Origin of the sequence: Mesorhizobium sp. M1066, assembly GCF_040318635.1 — a bacterium.
Taxonomy (GTDB): Bacteria; Pseudomonadota; Alphaproteobacteria; order Rhizobiales; family Rhizobiaceae; genus Mesorhizobium.
On the sequence record NZ_JAMYMR010000028.1, the window covers coordinates 31101 to 52239 of the forward strand.

The following is a 21139-nucleotide window of genomic DNA, read 5'->3' on the forward strand; positions in this document are numbered from 1 at the left end:
GTGTCAGTCCAGAAGTATGTAGGAAAGCAACATGTATTTCAAGGGCGTGAAAATACCATTAAAACAAATAGATAGGTATGTCACCCGATTTTCGTGATACAGTTATCATCGCCGGTGCTTGACAGGAAAGTAGGATAGTTACAGACTGATTTTCGCAGGGATGAGCCAATGGATCATCGCGCAATCTTCCCGGGGGGCAGATGAACACGGGCGATGCAAAAAAGCCGAAGCTTGGCGTGCAGGCCGCGACCAAGATCTATCACACGGCCTCCGGCGACCTGCTGGCGCTGGATCGCTGCAGCCTCGATGTCAGCGCCAATGAAATCGTCTCGATCGTCGGCCCTTCCGGCTGCGGCAAGACCACGCTCTTGTGGTCGATGTCGGGCCTGCACAGCCTGACCAGCGGCGAGATCCGGCTCGATGGCAAGGCGATCACCGGTCCACATCCCGATATCGGCATCGTCTTCCAGGAGGCGAACCTCCTGCCGTGGCGCAATCTCGACGCCAACATCCGCTTCCCGTTCGAGATCAAGGGCGAAAAGCCGGATCGGGCGTGGATCGCGCATCTGCTCAACCGCGTCGGTCTCGACGGCTTCGGCGGCAAGTTTCCGCGCGAGCTGTCCGGCGGCATGCAGCAGCGCGCGGCGATCGTGCGGGCGCTGGCGCTGAAGCCCTCGGTGCTTTTGATGGACGAGCCGTTCGGCGCGCTCGACAGCTTCACCCGCGAGGAGATGAACCGGCTGGTCGAGGAGATCTGGCTCGACACCAAGACAACCATCGTCTTCATCACCCACTCGATCGAGGAAGCGATCTTCCTCTCCGACCGGGTCGTGGTGCTGAGCGCCCGGCCGGGCCGTGTCGCCAAGGAGTATCGCGTGCCGTTTGCGCGGCCACGCTCGCTGGAGATCATGGCGACGAAAGAGGTCTTCGACCTCACCAACCGTATCAAGATGGACATTGTCGGCGAACGCACGCGGCCAAAAGCGCCGGAGCGCCCGAGCGCCGAGATCGTGAGGATCAGGCCGTGAGCGGAGGCGACGCCATTCCGGAATTTTCGAAGTCCAAGTCGGGTGCCAAGTCGGGCGATGGCCAGGAGGTCAGCCTGACCAATCTGTCGGCCTTCGCCAGCGGCCCCGGCATCAAGTCGGGCAAGGAGGTGGCGGCCATTCTTGCCGTGGCGGTGATCATCATCGGCGGCATCGAACTGGCGCTGCGGCTCTTCCACGTGCCGCTCTACATCATGCCGCCGCCGAGCTCGATCGCCTATGCACTGTTCGACGAGTTCCCGCTGATCGCGCCGCATCTCGGCTACACGCTGGTCGAGCTGGTGTCCGGCTTCACCATCGGCGCCATCGTCGGCCTGGTGCTGGCTGCCGTCATCACACAGTTCCCGTTCGCCGAGAAGATCGTCGCGCCCTACATCCTGCTCTTGGTCACCACGCCGATGCTGGCACTGGTGCCGCTTCTGATCCTGCGCTTCGGCTTCGGCTACACGCCGCGCATCATCGCGGTGGCGCTGGCCGCCGGGCCGATGGTGATGATCAATGCCGCGACCGGCTTTCGCCGCGTCGACAGCGCCAAGATCGCGCTGGCGCGCTCCTATGGCGCCAGCACCTTGCAGATCTTCTGGAAGATCCGGGCGCCGATGGCGCTACCGATGATCCTGGTCGGGCTGATGATCGGCGCCATCTTCGGCCTGTTGACTGCGGTCGGCGCCGAGATGGTCGGCGGCGGTTTCGGCCTCGGCAACCGGCTGACGACCTATTCGTCGATGATCCAGATGCCGCAGTTCTTCGCGGTGGTGCTGATCCTGTCGACGCTCGGCATCCTGATCTACGTGCTGTTCTTCCTGATCGGCAAGAAATGGGCGAGCTGGGAGGCATAAAAACAGAAGGTATGAAGACGCCCGGGAGGCGGGCGACAGGGCAAGACTGACAATCAACAAAAGGGGAATGCCATGACCAAAGAAATCTCGATCAATCCGGCGGGGCTCAGCCGCCGCTACTTCCTGCAGGTGACCGGTGCCGGACTGGTGACGGCGACGGCGCTCGGCGCCACCGGCCTCAAAGCCAGGGCCGAGGCCTATGGAAAGTTCACCTGGATATCGCCGCGCGGCACGCTCGAAGTGCTCGACGACTATCCCTACTGGGCGGCCAAGAAGGCCGGCTATTTCGGCGACCTCGACACCGACATGCAGCCGGGCCCTTCGGACGGCACCGCGACGGTGAAGTTCGTCGATGTCGGCCAGGCCGATATGGGCTTCCCGTCGCCCGGCGTGTTCTCCTTCGCCATCCAGAACGGCATGAAGCTGAAGTCGGTGTTCCACATGGGCGCCCGCGACACGTTCAGCATCGCCTTCCGCAAGGGTGAGGGATCGAACGATCTGAAGAAGCTGGAAGGCAAGACCATCCTGCTCGGCTCCGCCGCCTGGCAGTCGATCACCGATCCGCTGCTGGCCGCGCAAGGCGTCGACATCAAGAAGGTGAAATATGTCGAGGCCGGCTGGCCGACCTGGGGCACGGCACTGGCCGGCGGCCAGGGCGATGCCGCCTTGTCGTGGGAAGGCCTGCGTGCCGAATGGATCGCCAAGGGGCTCGACTTCGAATACTGGCTCGGGGTGCAGAACTCGAAGCTGCCGGCCAACACTTTCGTCGTTCGCGCCGCCGATCTCGAGGATCCCGACCGCAAGGCGTTCCTGGAAAAGTACCTGCGCGGCTGGGCGATGGGCCTCGAGTTTGGCTACCAGAATCCACGCGCGGCCGTCGAAGCGGTGTTCGAGCAGTTCCCGACGCTGGCCAAGAATCTCGGACCCGAGCTCGGCACCACCTCGATCCTGCAGCAGATCAATGTCTTCCGTGGCGACATGGACAAGCGCGGCGGCTGGGGCTCGCACGACATGGCGAGCTGGCAGGGCTTCTTCGACGAGATCCACAAGATCGGCCAGATCACCGCTCCGGTGAAGGCCGAGGATGTCTGCACCAACGAGCTGATCGGCCCGGCCAATGATTTCGACAAGGCCAAGGTCAAGGCCGATGCCGACGGATACAAGCTGTCGGAAGGCTTTGCCGCGCTCGATGTCGAGAAGATCAAGGCGCATCTGTTCGATTCGGCGATCAAGTAGGGGCGCAAACGGATCATGTCGGCGCCGCCCCTCATTGCCCTGCCGGGCTCCTTTCCTCTCCCTCCGGAGGGGGGGAGAGGTGGCGCCGCGAAGCGGCGACGGAGTGGGGGAAGGCGTTCGCCAAACGCGCAGTCGCCGCAAGACAGCACAATCCGACGCGCAGGAAATATTAGGCGGGCGGCGAAGGTCGACCCCCACTCCGTCGAGCTGAGCTCGACACCTCTCCCCCGATCGACGGGGGAGAGGAAGGGCAGTGAGCGGCGGCGCTGATCGCCGTCCACAATTCAATCAATTGGGAGGTAGCGGTGTCCGACAAAGTGAAAGTGCTGGTGGTGGGTCTCGGCAATATGGGTGCGTCGCATGCCAGCGCGTATCACCGGCTCGACGGTTTTGAGATCGTCGGCATCATGAGCCGCTCGATCAAGAGCAACACGAGGATACCAGGAGAATTAGCCGGCTACCCACTCTACGAGGATTTCGACCAGGCGCTGAAGGAAACAAAACCGGACGCCGTCTCGATCAACAGCTGGCCGAACACACACGCCGAATATGCGCTGAAGGCAATCGCCGCCAACTGCCATGTGTTCATGGAAAAGCCGCTCGCCACCAACAATGAGGATGCCGAGAAGGTTGTCGCGGCGGCGCGCGCCAAGAACCGCAAGCTGGTGCTCGGCTATATCCTGCGCGTCCACCCGTCATGGATCAAGTTCATCGAGGTCGGCAAGACGCTCGGCAAGCCGCTGGTGATGCGGCTCAACCTCAACCAGCAGAGCAGCGGCAGCGCCTGGCACTGGCACAAGAACCTGATCGATTCGCTGATCCCGATCGTCGATTGCGGCGTCCACTATGTCGACGTCATGTGCCAGCTGACCGGCGCCAAACCGGTGCGCGTGCACGGCATCGGCGCCAAGCTCTGGGCGGAGGCCGACAAGCAGAATTACGGCCACCTGCACGTCACCTTCGATGACGGTTCGGTCGGCTGGTACGAAGCCGGCTGGGGCCCGATGATGAGCGAGACGGCCTATTTCGTGAAGGACGTGGTCGGCCCCAAGGGCGCGGTGTCGATCGTCGCCGGACAGCAGGCGAGCAGCGCCGCCGACACCGCCGAGGTGTCGAACTCCGCCGACATCGACCGCCACACCAAGACCGACGCGCTGAAGATCCACTATGCCGCTGTCGACGGCGACAAGAATTTCTCCAAGCCCGACGAGATCGTCAGCATGGAGGACGAGCCCGGCCACCAGGAACTCTGCGACCGCGAGCAGGCCTTCTTCCTGCGCGCCATCCGCGAGGATCTCGACCTGACCGAGCAGATGGATGCGGCGGTCAACAGCCTGCGCATCGTGCTCGCCGCCGAGCAGAGCATCGCGCTGGGGCGGACCATCGACCTGGCCTGACGCAATTCCCATCTCCCCGTCCCCATTCGAGGCTGTCGCATATGGATTCTGGCGAAGAAGGACCCCCACCCTAACCCTCCCCACAAGGGGGAGGGAAGCTGCCGCGCTCTTCATCCTCGGTGTTAAACGCCTGTGATTTGCCGAGTTCAGCGCCTACAGAATCCCCCTCCACCTTGTGGGGAGGGGTTAGGGGTGGGGGTATTCGTAGGCGAAAAGCTAGGTTTCTTGAGTGCCTTGGTCCCTCTCGACAGAGGGTGCCGGGAGGCGGCGCCAAACGTTGGCAAGATCAACGAACGACGTTGAAAAATTGGGAGAGAGACATGGTCACCGAAAGTCTGCTGAAAACCTATGCCGAGTCCGACGCACTCGACCTGGCCGGACTGGTGCGCGGCGGCCAGGTTTCGCCGGCCGAGCTTGTCGAGGCGGCGATCACGCTGGTCGAGCGGCTCAATCCGATGCTCAACGCCGTCGTTCACCGCCTCTACGACATGGCGCGGGCCCAGGCCGAGACGGTCGACACATCAGCGCCCTTCGCCGGCGTGCCATTCCTGCTCAAGGAGCTGGCCTCGTCGTGGACCGGGGCGCCGAACACCAACTCCTCATTCTACCTGAAGGACGTTGTCGCCGATTTCGACACCGAGGTCGTTCGCCGCATGAAGGCGGCCGGGCTGGTGCTGGTCGGCAAGTCGAACGCGCCGGAGAACGGTTGGTCGATCACCACCGAGCCGAAACTCTACGGTGTGACGAAGAACCCGTGGAAGGAAGGCATCACGCCCGGCGGCTCGAGCGGCGGCGCTGCCGCGGCCATCGCGTCGCGCATGGTGCCGATCGCCGAGGCCAGCGATGGCGCCGGCTCGATCCGCATCCCGGCCTCCTGCTGCGGCATCGTCGGGCTGAAACCGTCGCGCGGACGTGTCAGCCTCGCGCCGTTCGGCGACTATTGGTATGGCGGCGCCTATTTTCTCTGCTGCTCGCGCACCGTGCGCGACACGGCGGCCTATCTCGATGCGGTCGCCGGCGCGCTGCCGGGCGACCCCTATACGCCGCCGGTCCCGGACGGTTCCTGGCTCGATCTCTCGGCACGGGCGCCGAAGAAGCTGCGCATCGGCTTTTCCGTCACGCCGCCCAACGGCACGGCGATCGATCCGGAGGTGAAGGCGGCGGTGCTGGCGACCGTGGCGGCACTCGAGCGCCTCGGCCACCATGTCGAGGAGCATGACATGCCGCTCGACGCCAATGCTGTGTGGAAGACCTACACCAACATGACCTGCGTGCAGACCGCGGCGACCTTCGACTACCTTGAAACGGTCATCGGCCGGCCGGTGACGCCAAATGACGTGGAGGCGGTCACCTTTGCGATTATCGAGCGTGGCCGTTCGACCAGCGGTACGAGGCACATCTCCGATGTCGAGCAGCTCAGGCAGGTCGGCCGCGACATCGTCGGCGACCTCGGCGCCTATGATCTCTTCATCACCCCGACGCTGACGCAGCTGCCGCGCCCGCTCGGCTATTACGACATGTCGGAAACCGACATCGATCGCTACAACGCCAAATGGGCGGACTCGGTGTTTGCCTTCCCCTTCAACATCTCCGGCCAACCGGCGATCTCGCTGCCGCTCGGCTGGTCGAAAGGCGGCGTGCCGATCGGCGTGCAGCTCGTCGGCCGCTACGGCGACGAGGCAACGGTGCTGGCCGCGTCGGCGCAGTTGGAGCAGGAGATGCCGTGGAAGCAGCAACGGCCGCCGGTGAGCGCTTAGGGTATGTCGATATTCAGGTGATGCCGGCCTGCAAACGCCGGCTTCCTGCGCTTCCGGTGCTCGCGTACCCAAAGTACGCTCCGCTCCGGTTCTCGGAACCCACCGTTTTCGACTCGGCCTGACCTGAATCTCAACACACCCCGTTGCCTGTCGCCCAAAAGTCCGGAGCTGTTTTGGGGCAGCGACACGTACTAACAGACCTGACTATCCAATCGTCTCCAGCCGTCTCGGCAGACGATTCATGGCAACAGGCCCGTCCGGTGTGATCAGGAACTGGTCCTCGAGATTGAAGCTGGCGAGGCGGTCTATGTAGAGCGGGATTTCGAAGGCCAGCACCATGCCGGCTTCGATCACGACATCGCTGTCGGCCGCAATGAACGGCCATTGCTCTGAGAAGACCGACTGGCCGACGCCATGGCCGAAATGGCCGCGGCGGTAGGTACGCAGCCCTTGCCGCGCCAGGCTGTCGGTGGCCACGCGATGCACTTGGGCGAGCGTGGTTCCCGGAACAAGGGATGCCAGCCCGTCGTCAAAGGCCCGCTCGGCGATCGAGTGCAGTTCGGCCTGCTCGACGGATGGCGGTCCGAAGGTGAAGTTGCGCGACATGTCGGAGGCGTAGCCGCCGACCGTGCAGACCATGTCGCACTTCAGCGGATCGCCCGGCATGGCTTTCGCATCGGTGCTTCTGAGCCGGGCGCCGAGCGTCACATATTCGGCTGTGGCGACCGGATGGGACAGGCCGGACGCGGCCGTGGCGACGCCTTGCCGATAGAGGGCAATGAGATCGGCCTGACGCATGCCGGCCATGGCATCGACCTGCAGCCGCTCCAGCCCGGCTTCGGATAGGATGATGCCTTGCTGGAGCAGGTCGATCTCGCGTTGCGACTTGATGGCTCGCAACCGATCGAGAACGGCTGAACCGTCGACCATCGCGCAGGCCGGCAGCAGCGCCTGCATGGCCGAGAAATCGGCGGCGGCGATGAAATCGAGATCGATGCCGATCCTTGCACGCTCGAGTCCGAACCCGATCAGGATTTCCTTCAGCTCGCGGACGGAATGGGCGAGTTCGAAGGTCGCGGGTCGGGAAAAACCAGGCGTCCGGTCGGACGTAGCAAGGCCCGCCTCGATGCGTTGCGCCAGCCCTTGCCCTGACGTCGATGCGTCAAGCGTGGCGGTTTCGATCCAGATCGAGTGGCTGCGGATGACGGTGTCCGGCAGAGCCCGTTGCAGTTGTCCCGCATTGAAATCCGCCACCACGACGCCGATCGGCAGGTCCGGGTCAGCCGGAATGACGACGAAGCCGGCGCCGGCGCGCCGGAACAGTCCCGCCGGGCCGATCGAGGCGCCGGTCGCATAGTGGAAGGCCTCGGGTGCGCACAGCACCAGCGCCGCGATGCCCGCGCGCTTCATCAGTTGCGCCGCGCGCCTGCGATCGACAAAGCCTGTCATGATTTCCCCACTGTTCGAAGCGGCAACGAAGCACTCCGCGCATCGACAATCAAGCCGCTGACAGCAGCTACTTGATCGATTCCAGCTTGGCGACGGCGGCCGTGAAGCCAGCCAGCGACACCGGGATGGTGACCGGCTTGCGGGTGACCGATTCCATGCCGATGTTCAGATTTGTGCCGGACTTCATTGCCTTGATGAGATCCGCCGACAGCGGCGTGGCGGCATAAGCGCCGTTCTGGTCGCTGGTCTGGATGGCAATCGTCGTCTTCTGGCCCTGGTCGATCTGGAAGGAGGCGCCGGACGGCAGGAACAGGCCGTGTGGCAGGGCAAGCAGCATGGCGAGGCTGCCATTGCCGTTGTCGCGGCGCACGGTCACGGTCAGCACGCGCTGCCCGGTCTTGGCCTCGGTCAGGTTCTGCGAAACCTGGCACTGAAGCTCGCTGGTCGCCGAACCGCTGGAGCAGTTCACTGCCCATGGATTGGCATCGGCCGGTTTTGCATTGCTTTCAGCCGGCTTTGGCTGGGCCGGCTTGGCATCTTCGGCAAGGGCTGGGCCGGCGGCCAGACCAAGCCACAGGGCGGTCAGCCCCGCGGCCACGCCAAGTAAATTAGACTTCGCTAAAGTAGCTGTCATGTTATTTTGCCGGACGTCTTGCATGTTTCCTCACCGCGCCCGGTATTCTCCCGAGCACGGCTTGATACAACACCCGCGACTGTTTCGAAAGCTCGACCGGAGGCAAGCAAGCCGGCGAAATTACTGTGACCTTTCGGATACAGCGAACAATTTTACAGGGAGCTTTCAGAAATCGGAGCGCCCGAGACTCGCTATACAATAGAATTCGATTAAGGATCTACACGGGGCGCGTGTAGTCCCCGGAGGACTCGCCAGGGATGGGAACTACCGAGACTTCTCGGCAAGTTGGTGAGATAGCGGCGCGTGGGGAGGATTTCCACGTTCGCGCCAGCTATCGCCGTTCGGCAATCGCCAGGCATCTTTGGAAGACGACGGCGCTGACGACGCTGGCGCTCGGCCTTTCCGGTCTGGCGGCCCATGCCGATCCGAACGGCCTGTGGCAGCCGCAGATCCGCGCCATCATCGGCGCCGACAACAATGGCGGCAACGCCGCGCTCGAAGGTTTCATCCCGCTCAAGCAGACGGCCGAATCCGTGCTGTTCCTGGATGTCCGGGCCAAGCACGATTTCAAGGATGGTTTCGGCCAGGATGTCGGCCTCGGCATTCGCCGCATCGTCAACCCGGACCTGATGATCGGCGGCTACGCCTACCTCAACATCGAGAACTACAACTCCACCCAGTTCACCGCCGCCACGCTGGGCGCCGAGGCGATCACGCCTCATTTCGATGCGCATGTGAACGTCTATCTGCCGATCAAGGGCGATTCGACGGATCACTCGGCCAGCTCGACCCTGTCGATGGTCAGCAACCAGCTGATCGAGCAGATCTCGGTCATCGACCACCGCGACTACGCGGCGTGGGGCATCGAGGGCGAGATCGGTGCGCAGGTGCCGGTCGCCCTGCCCGACAAGCATTCGCTGCGGCTGGATATCGGCGGCTATCATTTCGAGGATCCGCATGGCGACGACGGCAGCGTCACCGGCGCCAAGGCCGGGTTCGAGTATACGATCGGCGATGTCTTCGGCAGCAACACGGAACTGGTCTTCGCCGGCGAGGTCCGCAACGACAATCGCGACGACACCCAGTTCGCCGGCAGTGTGCGGCTGAACATCCCGTTCAATCCTGGCAGCGGCTCGGACAATGCCGCCAATGGGGCCGACAACGGGGCGGAGCCGGTCTATCCGGTCAGCGAAGGCCTTCGCAAGCGCGTCAACGAGCGCGTGCGTGGCGACATCGGCGTCCGCGTCCAGTCACAGACGCTGACCGGCGGCTCGACGACGCGTGTCGCCATCAACGCCGCCACCAATGCCGCCTTCGGCAAGTTCTATTTCGCCGATGGCGGCCTGGCCGGCGCCGGCACGCTGGCCGACCCGACGACGCTGGACGACGCCGTGGCCAAGTCGGGTGCGAACGGCTTTGTCGTCGCGCTTGGCGGCAACGGCAATCTGACGACCGGCGGCGTGACGCTCGCCAATGGCCAGACCGTCATCGGCGGCGGCGAAAGCGTCACCGCCAGGCTTTTCGGCGGCGGCACCAGCACCTTCAACCTGGGCGGCAGCGAGGGCACGATCCAGGGCACCAACGTCGCCAACCCCGTCATCACGCTGGGCAACGGCAACACGCTCAACGGCATCACCATCACCGGCGGCGCCGACGGCATCTTCGGCAACAACATCACCGGCGCGACGCTGACCAATGTGACGGTCACCGGTGCGGGCGGCAACGGCGCCGACTTCACGGGCAGTTCGACCGGCATCACCGGCTCCAATTTCACCGCCACCGGCAACGGCCTCGACGGCCTGCACATCGACGGCGACGGCACTTACAATTTCACCGGCGCGACGCTGCTGCAGGGCAATCTCGACGACGGTCTCGATATCACCGGCAAGGGCACCTACACCTTCGCCACCGTCAATGCGCAGGACAATACCGACCGCGGCATCACCGTTCAGGGCACGTCGACCGGAGGCACGTTCACCACCACGGGCGGCACCGTATCGGGCAATGGCGGCACCGCGGTCTTCATCGATCCGATCACCGCCCATGTGGTGCTGGACTCGATCAGCCAGAGCGGCGGCACGTCGGGTGTCGTGCTCGAGAATGTCGCGGGCAGCTTCACCGTCAACGGTGCGACGACGATCTCCAACACGACCGGACCGGCGATCGCCATTTCGGATTCTCCGGCGACGATCCGCTTCGGCGACATCAGCATCACCAACCCCGGCGCCGACGGCATCTCGTTTGCCGGCGTCAATGCGGCGGTGGTCGCCGGCAACATCGTCATCTCCGGACTGGGTGTCGGCACCGGCCTCGACTTCTCCGGATCCAAGACCAATTTCACCGCGCAGTCGCTCAACATCACCGGCACGGGTGCCGCCGGCTCGATCGGCATCGACCTGACGTCGCCAAGCGTCGGCGGCGCGGTCATCACCATCGCCGATGGCGGCGTCATCACCAATGTCGATACCGGCGTGCGGCTGGGCATTGCCGGCACGCCGGGCGCCACGGCCAACGCCGAATTTACCTTCGGCGGCGATTCCAGCTCCATCTCCGGCATCACCGCCTCGCTCGATGCGCGCGGGCTCAATGAGGGGAGCGGCCACTACGCCTTCGGCACGACACAGTTTACCGGCCCGCAACTTTACGATCCGCGCAATTATATCTTCGTCGCGGCCGGGGCTTCGGGCGGCGGCACGTCGATCACCGACCTCGCCTCGATCGACTATGCCGACAGCATTACCGCCAGCGACGCCATCATTGTCCTGGTCAACCGCGGCACAATCGACGACGCCACCGGCTTCTCGCTGAGCGACGGACAGGAACTGGCGTCGTTCGGCAACGGCCGCGAGTTCTCGCTCGGCGGGGTGCCGTTGAATGTCACCGGCACCAACGTCCATCATGACGAATCCATATCGGATTCCGCGGGCGCGGCAACGCTGACCAGTTCCGGCGGCGGCGATGTCGTGACGCTGGGCAACGGCAACACGTTGCTCGACTTCAACATCTCGGGTGGCGCGGCGGAGGGGATCAATGCGACCGGCATCACCGGCCTGACCATCCAAGGCGTCACGGTCAGCGGCGGCACTATAGGGCTGATGCTCCACAACGTGGCCGGCACGGTATCGGTCAAGGACCTCGACATCCAGAACCCGAACCAAACCGGTATCGCGCTGGTCGATACGAACGCGACCTTCAATTTCGCCGGCAACACGACGATCGCCGGCGCCGCCAATGTCGCGCTGTTCGCCAACAATTTCGGCGGCACCGCCACCTTCGACGATCTCGACATCACCGGCGGTGGCATTGGCGTCGGCGTCGTCGGCGGGTTCGGCGGCTCGCCCGGAACGTTGACCTTCGGGGCCGGGAGCTCCATCGCCAACACGGGCAGCAACGCCTTCTCCATCACCAACGCCAAGCCCACCGTCACCTACGACGGCACCATCAACCAGACCGCTGCTGCCAGCGCGGTGAACGTCTCCAACATGACCGCCGGCAGTGCCACGTTCGGCGGCAAGATCACCGCCAGCACGGGTGCGGCCAATGCGATCAACCTGACCGGCAATGCCGGCGGCGCGATCAGCTTCACCGGCGGTCTCGACCTGACCACGGATGGCGGCTTCGCCTTCAGCGCCGTCGGTGGCGGCAGGCTGACGGTGACCGGCTCCAGCAACACCGTGACGACCGGTCTCGGACCGGACGAGAAGGGCATCCAGATCGCCGGCATGACGATCGGCGCGGCCGGGGTGAACTTCTCCAGCGTCGCCGTGGACGGTTCGGGCGGCGGCGTTTCGACCGGCATCGCCATCAGCAACACCAGTGGCGGCAACGTCACCTTTGGTGGCGTCGACCTGTACCGCATCAGCGGTGTCGCCATCAGCCTCAACAATGTCGCCAGCGGCACCTACAGTTTCAACGGCACAACGAAGGTCGACACCGCGGTCGGCGGACCGGGCTTCCTGGTGCAGGGCAGCGCGGCCACCGTCAGCGTCAACAATCTGGTCACCACGAATGTTCCCGGCGCCGATGTCAGCCTGGCCAACAACACCGGCACGATCGGCATTGGCGGCACCATCACCAATTCCGGCACCGGCGACGGTGTCGTCGTGTCCGGCGGCAGCGCGGCGATCACCGTCTCGGCGAACATATCCAGCTCGGCAGCCTCGCCCGGCACGGCGGTCAAGGTCGACGGCACCACCGGCGGTTCGGTGGCTTTCAGCGGCAGCGTCACCTCGACCGGCACCGGCAATCTCTTTGCGATCGGCTCGTCGCTGCCCCCGGTCGGCGGCGCGATCAGCTTCATCGGCTCGACGCTGTCTGCGACGGGCGGCGGTGGCGCCGTCGTCACAGGCCTTGCCGGCACCGCGACGCTGAACGTCACAGCTCCGCTGTCGATCACCGGCGCGACGGCTACTGGCCTGGCCGTCGCCAATGTCGCCAGCACCGCATCGGCGACCTTCGGGGCGGTGACCGTGTCGGGCGCCACGGGCAATGGCATCGACATCACCAACAATGCCGGCGCCGTCACCTTCGGCACCACCAGCGTGACGATGGGTTCGACCGTCGGTCCAGCCGGCATCAACTTCGCCCTGACCAATGCCGATGTCACATTTGGAACAACCAATGTGACGATGGGCTCCGGCGCCAACCAGACCGGCATCGACTTCAGCGGTTCGTCAACGACAGCCGATTTTGGCGTGACGACGATCACCGGCACCGACGACCTGACCTCGCGCGGCATCGACCTGTCGTCGACCATCGGCAACAAGACCATCACCTTCCTGCAGGGCTCCAGCATCTCGAAGGTCGGCGTCGGCGTCGAACTGTCGTCCGGCGGCACAATGGCGACGTCGGCCAACGCCAATTTCACCTTTGGCGACGGCAATGCGGGCGACGGGCTGGAATCCTTCATCAGCGCGGCCGCCGGCGGCTATACGGTCAACACGATCGGGCTCGATCCGACGCTCGGCAATTATGATTTCGATGACGTCGCCTTTACCGGCAACGCGCATCTGGCCAGCGCGGTCGGCGCGGTCGTCATGATTTCCCAGGGCGGTGGCGTGATCGCCGCCGGCACCAACGGGCTCAGCGCCGCGGTGACCACGGTCACGGCCGCTCAGGCCGATGCCATGACCGGCACACTGACCTTCGCCTTTGTCGGCACGGTCGATCTGAGCGCCACGCCGTTCACGCTCGATTCGGGCCAGTCGATCACCGGCTTCGGCAACGGCAGCTCGATTCTCACCTCCGGCACCATCCAGCCGATCAATGTCCAGGGCAATCTCGGTGCCACCGGCGGCAACGTCACCGGCAATGAGGGCGTGGTCAAGAGCACGGGCGGCGATACCTTGCAGCTGCTCGGCAGCAACCAGGTGCGCGACACCGCGTTCGACTTCAGCGGCGGCAGCGGTTCGGTCTTCACCATCGACCAGAATGCTACCGGCTTCAGCAATGTCGGCGGCATCGTCATCCAGGGCGTCACGGTCAGCAATGTCGCCACCGGCCAGACGGCGTTCAAGGTTGCCGGCCTCGACAGCAATTTGTCGATCACAGACAACAACGTCAACGTCGCCGGCACGCTGCTCGACGTCGATGGCGGCACTGGCAACATCACGGTCACGCGCGGCACCTTGCCCAACAGCGGACCGGCGGGCACGCTGACCGGCGGCGGCATCTCGATCGCCAACCGCAGCGGCGGCACGGTCGATTTCACCGACAAGGTGACGGTCAACGGCAATGGCGTCTCGCTGACCGGCAATACGGGCTCCACCGTCAAGTTTGCGGATATCGACATTTCGACGGACGGCGTAACGGCCTTCACCGCCGTCACCGGGGGCACGATCGAAGTCGACGCGGGAACGATCGATACCGTAGGCGCGCAGGCGGCAATGCTCGATCGCATCACGGCCGACATCCATTTCACCTCCACCAGCGCGACCTTCGGCGCCGGCAACGGCATCGACCTGCAGGGGTTGAGCGGCACAGCTTCATTCGGCACCGGCACGTTGACCAACACCGGTGCGGACACCGCCTTCAATGTTGGTTCGGCGACCGACCTCAGCGGCGGCAACGCTGATATCTCCTATGGCGGCACCATCGTCAGCAACGGCAGCGGCGCTGCGGTTTCGATCCAGGAACTCACCGGCGGCTCGGTGACGCTGTCGGGCAATCTGGTCGACGCCATCAACACGACCGATGGCGGCAACATCGTCGTTGCAGGCATCGACAACGGCACGGCGGCGACGGTCACCTTCTCGGGCTCCACCAAGCAGATCAGTTCGGGCGCGACCGACGGCGTCAGCCTCGGCGTGTTGGGCAACTACACGGCCGCCGGCACGCTGGCCCCCAACACGGACGGCGTGATCGATTTCAGCGGCGGCGGCCTCGACATCACGACGATCGGGGCGGGCTTTGTCGCGTTCGGCGTCGGCGCCCCCTTTGTCCCCGCTAGCAACGGCAGGCTCACGGTGACGGGCGCCAACAACACCATATCGTCCGGCGGTGACGGACTGCTGGTGTTCTCCAGCAACGTTGGCATTGGCGGCATCACCTTCGAAAGCATCGTGGCGAACTCAACCAGCGGCGGCGCCAATGGCGACGGCGCCGGCGTGGCGTTGTCGGGCGTCAATCTCGCCGGCGACGTCAACATCGGCAGCGGCGCCGTTGGTGGCCTGACCGACACGGGATACACCGGCGCCTCGCTGAACGGCCTGTTCGGCGCAGGAGTGGTCAATTTCGCTGGCACGACCGATCTCGACGTCAGCAACAATGGATTCGAGATCAGCGGTCAGGTTGGCACCATAAACATCGCCAATACCCTTGGATCCACCCTGACCATCGATGGCGGCCAGGTCGGCATTGCGCAGATCGGCTTGCAGACCGGAACCGTCAATGTCGGCGGCAATGGCGGCATCGCCAACATCGGCGCGACGACAAGCACCAGCGGTTCGGCCATCACCCTCTCCGGCGGCAACGACCTTATCAATGCGACGCTGAACTACAACGGTTCGATCAAGGTCAGCGCCGGCAATGTGCTGAATGCCGGCGGCGACTGGACCGAGCTGAACATGAGCGGCTCGGTCGTTTCGACGACGACGGTGACGCCGGCGGCGTTCCTGTTCAGTGGCCACGCCAACGGCGTGTACAATATTTCGAGCACCATCGACCACAAAGGTGGCACCGGCGTCCTGTTCAACGGATCGTCCGACGGGACGGTCACCTTCTCCGGCACATCGAAGATATTCGACACCGGCGCCAACGATGCCATCGTCAAGGCGCCGGCGTATGTGCCGGACCCGCAGACCAAGGGCACGCTCAACTTCACCAATGGCGGCCTCGTCATCACCACCACCAGCGGCGCCGGCTTCACCGCCAGCACCTTCGGTTCGGGAACGGTCAGCGTCACCGGCGCCGGCAACACCATTACCACCACGAACGGCGGCACGGCGCTGAAGCTTGGCGACGCGACGGCGGTCGTGGCCGGGGCAACAGGCGCGACGGTCGGCGCCGGCGGCATCAACTTCGATTCGATTTCGGCCAATGGCGCGGCGACCGGCATATCGCTCAACAATGTCGGCGGCGGCACCCTCAATCTCGGCGCGGTCAACCTGCAGGGTATCACCGGTACTGGCGTCCAGGTTTCCGGCACGCTCGGCTCGGCGCTGAATTTCGCTGGCCTGACCATCGGGCTCAATGCCGCCAATGCGGTCGGCCTCGACCTCAACGGCGCGGCGCTCGGCGTGAGCAACATCACCGCGGACGATTTCGATGTAGCCGGCGGCGGCTTCGCCGGCACGATCGGCATCGACATGGCCGGCACCACCGGCACCGGCACCATCCAGCTCGGCGACACCGTCAACAACAATCCGGCCGGCCAGAAATCGGCTATCGCCAATGTCGGCTATGGCGTGCAGTTCTCCAGCGCCACCAACGCCAGGCTGGTGTTCGGCGACGGCGCCGGTCCGGCCGAATCATCGATCGCAACCACCGGTGGCCAGGTCATCCACACCACCGACAGTTTGCCGACCAATGGCGACTATAATTTCAACGACGTCAATTTCACCGGCGACGTTTCGAACCTGTCATCGATCAGCGTCTACTACGTCACCGAAGGCGGCACCGGCGACGGCAGCCTCGCCAATCCGGGCAATTACGCGGGCGCACAGGCTTCCACGGCCAACGTCGTGGTGCTGATCGACAAGAACGTCAACGGCGCCCAGGAAACCATCGACCTCAGCGGCACCACGTTCAACCTCGATGACGGGCAGGTGCTGCTCGCCTTCAAGAGCGGCGACGCGGCCGTCGATGTTTCGCAGCTCGGTGTCGACACCAGCAGCGGCGCCTCCGCCGCGTTCCACTTCACCACGGTGCAGAACTCGCCGATCATTTCGGCGCCGGGGGGCATCGACACGCTGCGGCCGGTCCTGCAGAGCAACAACGCCACGCAGGTCATCAACCTGGCGACATCAGGCAGCGGCATCTTCACGGGCGGCATCCAGAACCTGATCGTCAGCAATCTCGGTTCCGGTGCGGGCGTTGCCGTCAACGCGACCGGCGCCTCCAGTTTCTTCGTCAGGAACAACACCATCGCCGCCGGCGGCAACGCGCTCGATTTCTCCACCACGGGAGTTCCGGCCAATACGCTTCTGCTGTCGATTGACGGCAACACGCTGCAATCGACCGGCTCCGGCCTCGCAGCGTCCTTCGCCGGTCAGAACATCAATGCGACCGACAACTCAATTGCGATCAGGTCGTTTGCCGGCAACAAGGTGACCGGCGGCGCCGGCAGCGGCGGCATCGCCTTCAACAATGTCCGCTTCGATTCCGACGGCGCCGGCGGCACGGTCAGCGCCGGCACGCTCGGTATCGGCACGCCAGGCGCTCGCGTGCAGGGCAATGGCCTCAGCTTCACCAACACCAGCGGTACCCTTGATCTGGGCACGCTCAGCCTTGCCAACAATGGCGGCACCGGTGTCATCGCCAACACCAAGACCACCAATTTCACGCTGAACAACAGCGGTGGCGTGGTCACCACCAACAACGGCGCGGCATTCGATCTCGATCCGCTGACCGTCAACATGACGTTTGCCACCGTCAGCGCCCTTGGCGGCGCCAGCGGCATCATCTTCGACGGCGTCGCCGGGACCTTCACCGTCACCGGCGCGACAAGCATCACCAACACGACGGGCTTCGGCATCGATGCCATCAACACCAACACTGGGACCTTCAACTTCAACACGGTGACGGTAAACAATGTCACCGTCCCCAACACAGGCGGCGGCATCCGAGTCCAGACCGGCACGCTCAACGTCACCGGTCTCGCCAACATCGACACGACCAGCGGCGTTGGTCTCTCGCAGGCCGGCGGCACAACCAGCTTCACCAATGGCGTCACCATCGACACCACCGCCGGCACCGGCATTCTCGCCACCGGCGGCACGATGGGCATCACCGCTACGGCTGCCGCCCAGACGGTGAACGCAACCGGCGGCACAGCGATCAATCTCTCCGGTGTTGCCGCCACCATCGCGCTCGATTCGGCCTCGTCGGCCGGCGGCGTCAACAATGTCAGCCTGACCAATGTCAGCGGAGCGCTCAATCTCGGCACCGGCGCGCTCAGCGGGGCGACGGGCGCGTCGTTCAATGTCGTCGGCGGCACGGCTGCCGTGAGCTATTCGGGCACGGTCAACAATTCGGGCGCATTCAGTCCGGCGCTGAATGTCCAGAGCCGGCTTGCCGGCGCCGGCCTCGTCGCCCTGAGCGGCAATCTGACGGCTAGCGGGCTGGGCGTATCGCTGAACAACAATGCAGGCGGCACGGTGACGGTGTCCGGCGCCTCGAACAGCTTTACCGGTGGGGGCACCGGCATATCGATCACCGCCAACACCGGCGGCACCTACAACGTCAGCGGCGCCAGCTACGCCATCGGCATGAGCGGCGGCGGGCTTGGCGTTGATATTGCCGGCAACAGCGCCCCGGTGACGGTCAATTTCAACGGTGGCGGGCTGGCGATCGTGACCTCGGCAGGCGCCGGCTTCAATGCCACGGGCTCCGGCACGGTCAGCGTCACCGGCGTGGGCAACTCCATCGCCACGGGCACCGGTGTGGCGATGAACCTGAGCGGCGTCACCGTCGCGGCCACCGGCATGAATTTTTCCTCGACCAGCAACGGCGCCGGCGGCAACAGCGCCGTCGTCCTCACCAACGTCATCGGGTTGGGGACGATCAATCTCGGCACCGGTACGCTGGTCGGCGGCAGCGCGGCAACCATCGCTGTCAACGGCGGCACCGCCAACCTCAACTATACCGGGAATGTCAGCCAGTCGAACAATGCCACCCTGGTCAGCGTCGCGGGCGGCCACAGCGGCACGCTCAACTTCGCCACCGGCGCGCTGTCGGCGACGAACGGCACCGGCCTGCAGTTCGACAATGCGGACGGCATCTACAGTTTCGTCGGCACGACGACGCTGAATGGCGGCAATGCCAGCGTCGACATCCTCAACGGCTCGGGCGGCACGTTCAATTTCGGCACCGGCACCTCGATCATCAGCCCAAGCGGCACCGCGTTCAATGTCAATGGCGGCACCGCCACCGTCACTTATGCCGGCACGATCACGCAAGCCACCGCCGGCCAGCGCATGATCGTCGTCGCCGACACCGCCGGCGGTTCGGTGAATTTCACCACTGCCGTGGCGAACGGGCTCAACGACACCGGCGGCACCGGCATTGTGATCGACGGCGCGGCGGGCAGCGTCACCGTCAACAATGCCAGCCTGACGGGCACGGCCGGCATCACCATCCTTGGCGATTCGACCAACAATGCGACCGGCACCTTCACCTTCAACAACGTCGCCATCCAGACCGACCCGGGTGCCACCAACCATGCCTTTGTCGTCGATGGCGACCAGGGCACGCCAGGCAATGACGACGTCAGCGCGGTGGTCAACCTGAACAATGTCGACATCACCAACCCCGGCGGCAATGTCGCCAACATCCGCGGCATGGCCGGCGGCTCGGTCAATTTCGACAGCGCCAGCACGATCACTCGCAGCGATGGCGGGCTGGGCATTGCCGTGCTCAGCAACGCCGGCGGCACGATCAACTTCGGCGGCGCGGTCAAGACGCTCTCGACCGGTGTTAATGCCGCCGTCATGCTGACCAGCAACCCCGGCGCGACCATCAACTTCACCAATGGCGGGCTGGCGATCAACACAACGAGCGGCGGCGGCTTCAGCGCCACGGGCGGAGGGACGGTGACGGTGCAGGGCACCGGTAACACGATCACCTCCGGCACAGGCACGGCGCTCAACGTGGTCAACACGACGATCGGCGGCTCGGGCCTGACGTTCCAGAGCATTACGTCCACAGGATCGAGCGGCAACGCAGGCATCGTCCTCGACAACACCGGCTCAGGCGGCGGGCTGACCGTCACAGGAACGGGCTCGGCAGGCTCCGGCGGCACGATCGCGAACAAGACCGGCGGCGATATCCTCAACGGCAACACCGCAGTCGGGAACACCACGTCCGGCACAGGCGGCACCGGCATCTTCCTGCGCAGCACGGCGAACGTGTCGCTGACCAGTATGCAGCTCAACGACTTCTCCAACTTCGCGATCTACGGCAAGACGGTTACCGGCTTCACCATGACCGGCACGACCATCAGCGGCGTGAACGGCTCCAACAATGCCGGCAATATCGAAGAAAGTGCCATCCGCTTCGACAATCTGCTCGGCAGCGCCTCGATCACCGGTTCCAGCATCAGCGGCGGCGCTTACGGCAACCTCGCCGTCTGGAACACCAGCGGCACGCTGAATCGGCTGACCATGAGCGGCAACACGTTCGGCCTGATCAGTTCGACCCTCGGCAACGATAATGTCAGCTTCACCGTCTACAACAGCGCAACCGCGAATGTGACGTTGGACAACAACACGTTCTCCGGCACGCGCTCCGACTTCTTCGAGGCGGTCGCCAACAACAATGCGACCATGGATGTGGTCGCCACCAACAATATTTTTCACAATGGCCAGACGATCATACCGGGCGGCGGCACCGCAATTTCGGTGCGCAGCGGCTCTGCCGGCAACACGTCCGCCGCGACGACGACCTTCAACATCTCGAACAACGTCAACAGCGATGGTGGGGCCAACGCCTTCGACACGGTCGGCATCTTCGTCGCCAAGGGCCAGGACCTCGGCACGATGACCGGCAAGATCGTCGGCAACACGCTGGTTGCCAAAACGGGCTCGAATTCCGATGGCATCTTCGTCCGTGCGGCGGGCGCGTCCGGTTCACTGACCACGCTTATCCAGAACAACACCATCACCGGCTGGGGCAATACCGGTATCCACCTGCAGAACAACGATGGTGGCGCTACGATGAACGCGTCGGTGTACGGCAACAGTGTGACGGCAACGGGTAGTGCATTCCCATTTGCCGCATTCTTTGCCGACAATGGCGCCACTGCAACGGATACAAGTACGATGAACCTCGTCCTTGGTGGTGCTGGTGCGCAGCAAAACACCTTCGTCGGCGGGCCAAATGCAGCGGTGGACGTCAGCTTGAGCAACTTCAATGCCAGCACCCACTTCAATCTGTCTCGCAACGGCTCGGTTGCGGGTACCACTGCAGGCGTCGTACAGGACGACAATGTCGGTACACCTACCTACGATGATACGGGTGGAGCGGGTACAATCGTGCTGGTGAATACACTGCCGGTAACACCGCCCTGATCAACCGGATGATTCAGTCGTAAGCAATGCTGAGGTATTAACCCTTAGAGTCCGGC

8 protein-coding genes are annotated in these 21139 nt (G+C 64.3%); 6 read left to right on the forward strand and 2 right to left on the reverse strand.

Going from position 1 to position 21139, the window contains the following annotated elements; all coding sequences use genetic code 11:
* The first annotated feature begins 200 nt into the window (after window positions 1-200).
* The 5 genes from NKH52_RS26175 (at window position 201) to NKH52_RS26195 (ending at window position 6275) form a co-directional block, all read left to right on the forward strand.
* Window positions 201-1028: an ABC transporter ATP-binding protein gene (locus NKH52_RS26175; protein WP_027037522.1), complete on the forward strand. Its 828-nt coding sequence runs from the start codon at window positions 201-203 to the stop codon at window positions 1026-1028.
* On the forward strand, window positions 1025-1885 hold the full coding sequence (locus tag NKH52_RS26180) for an ABC transporter permease (protein WP_127808615.1): 861 nt from the start codon (window positions 1025-1027) through the stop codon (window positions 1883-1885). Before NKH52_RS26175 ends, NKH52_RS26180 begins: the two co-directional genes overlap by 4 nt.
* 72 nt (window positions 1886-1957) lie before the next feature.
* Window positions 1958-3121: an ABC transporter substrate-binding protein gene (locus NKH52_RS26185; RefSeq protein ID WP_352735775.1), complete on the forward strand. Its 1164-nt coding sequence runs from the start codon at window positions 1958-1960 to the stop codon at window positions 3119-3121.
* 305 nt (window positions 3122-3426) lie between these two features.
* Window positions 3427-4518 carry a Gfo/Idh/MocA family protein gene (locus tag NKH52_RS26190; RefSeq protein WP_352735774.1) on the forward strand — a complete coding sequence of 364 codons (1092 nt, stop codon included), beginning with the start codon at window positions 3427-3429 and terminating at the stop codon, window positions 4516-4518.
* A 320-nt stretch (window positions 4519-4838) separates the two neighbouring features.
* Window positions 4839-6275: an amidase gene (locus NKH52_RS26195; RefSeq protein ID WP_352735773.1), complete on the forward strand. Its 1437-nt coding sequence runs from the start codon at window positions 4839-4841 to the stop codon at window positions 6273-6275.
* 204 nt (window positions 6276-6479) lie between these two features.
* Here the strand turns inward: NKH52_RS26195 and NKH52_RS26200 are convergent, their stop codons facing one another.
* Window positions 6480-7724 (reverse strand): M24 family metallopeptidase, encoded by a 1245-nt coding sequence (locus tag NKH52_RS26200; RefSeq protein WP_352735772.1) that lies wholly within the window; start codon window positions 7722-7724, stop codon window positions 6480-6482.
* Window positions 7725-7791: 67 nt separating this feature from the next.
* A complete protein-coding gene (locus tag NKH52_RS26205; RefSeq protein ID WP_245273202.1) occupies window positions 7792-8358 on the reverse strand; it encodes an invasion associated locus B family protein in 567 nt (188 codons plus the stop codon).
* A 257-nt stretch (window positions 8359-8615) separates the two neighbouring features.
* On the opposite strand from NKH52_RS26205, the gene NKH52_RS26210 reads away from it, so the two are divergent.
* Window positions 8616-21083, forward strand: a complete 12468-nt coding sequence (locus tag NKH52_RS26210) for a beta strand repeat-containing protein (RefSeq protein WP_352735771.1) — start codon at window positions 8616-8618, stop codon at window positions 21081-21083.
* Window positions 21084-21139: the final 56 nt, after the last annotated feature.